Genomic DNA, 1,430 nt, shown 5'->3' on the forward strand with positions numbered 1-1,430 from the left:
GCAATGCTGTTCACTTAAGGATTGTTGACTAATCCTCGGGCAGCAGGAAAATCCGGAATCTGATTAAGGATTCCGGATTTTTTATGTCTGTCGCTCAGGATTTAGGCGCTGTTCTAGACTTTGCCGAGCAGCCGCTCACTCGCCTCGACGTTTTCGCTGATCACATTCCTCAAGAGTGGATTAGCACTGCCGCAGCTTTGGCCGAGAAGGCGACCATCCGACGTCGACGGCTACCCTGCGACATGGTGCTCTGGCTAGTCGTCGGGATGGCGCTTTTCAGAGGCGAGCCCATCGTTGAGGTCGCCCGCCGACTCAATATCTGCGCCGAGGGTCTAGCCAACGAGGTGCTTTTGGCAAAAAGCGGGCTGTCACAGGCGCGCCAGCGCCTGGGCAATCAGCCTGTGGAATGGCTATTTCGACAGTGCGCCAATGCCTGGGGATACGAGCGTTACCCGCAAGACGATTGGCATGGACTCCAGGTTTTTGCCGTCGATGGCGCATTGTTCCGAACGCCGGAAACACCGCAGTTACGGGAGCACTTCGGCTCAGGTAATACCTCCTCCAATCGGCAGACACCTTACCCGGTACTGCGTCTTGTCGCGCTGATGAATGCCCGCTCCCACATTATCGCCAATGCAGCCATCAGTCCTTATCGCAAGGGAGAAATTCCCCTGGCCAAGGACTTTGTCGAGAGCATACCCAGCCACTCGGTGACTTTACTGGACAAAGGTTTTTTCAGCGCTGATCTGTTGTTAAGTATTCAAAACGCTGAGCAAGACAGGCACTGGATGATCCCCGAACGCAAGGGGACGGTCAGAACCGAAGTCGAACATTATGGCGATGGCGATTATCTGGTGCAGATGAAGGTCTCGCCGCAGGCGCGTAAAAAGAATCCGGCTTTACCTGAATACTGGCAAGTGCGCGCTGTGACCTATGAAGTCGAAGGAAAGGAAAAGACGGTCTTCACCTCGCTACCGGCCTCAAAATTCAGTGCCGAGCAGGTCGCGACGCTTTACCACGAGCGGTGGGAAATCGAGTTGGGGTTCAGAGATATCAAAAGCTCAATGCAAGACAATGCACTGACGCTTCGCAGCAAGACTGTGGATCTGGTGTATCAGGAATTATGGGGGCTGTTACTGGCTTATAACGTGGTGCGCCGAGAGGCCAGTCAGGCTGCAGTTGCTCACAAGCGAGCGCCGAGCGAAGTAAGCTTCAAGTTTGCCTGTCAGCACATTGCCAGCCATTTGGTGGTAATGGCCGGGGCCGTATCGCCGTCCCATACCCCGAGGCGCCTGGAGGAGCTTCGGGGCAGCATCGGCGTGCTCTTCATAACAAAACGCCCCAGACCGGCGAGGCCCAGGGCGGTGAAAATGTCAAAAACCCGGTATCCGGTTAACCGCAAAGCTGCTCCGCTTAAGTGAACAGCATTG

1 protein-coding gene is annotated in these 1,430 nt (G+C 55.2%); it reads left to right on the forward strand.

The window, feature by feature from the left end; all coding sequences use genetic code 11:
* Positions 1–83: 83 nt before the first annotated feature.
* Positions 84–1,421: an IS4 family transposase gene (locus TU73_RS27825; RefSeq protein WP_057014851.1), complete on the forward strand. Its 1,338-nt coding sequence runs from the start codon at positions 84–86 to the stop codon at positions 1,419–1,421.
* The last annotated feature ends 9 nt before the right edge of the window (positions 1,422–1,430 follow it).

The sequence above is a fragment of the Pseudomonas libanensis genome, from assembly GCF_001439685.1.
Lineage (GTDB): Bacteria > Pseudomonadota > Gammaproteobacteria > Pseudomonadales > Pseudomonadaceae > Aquipseudomonas > Aquipseudomonas libanensis.

Bases quoted from the DNA above. Each gene is read 5' to 3' on its own strand.
- TU73_RS27825 (WP_057014851.1), top strand. From the start codon at position 84: ATGTCTGTCGCTCAGGATTTAGGCGCTGTTCTAGACTTTGCCGAGCAG.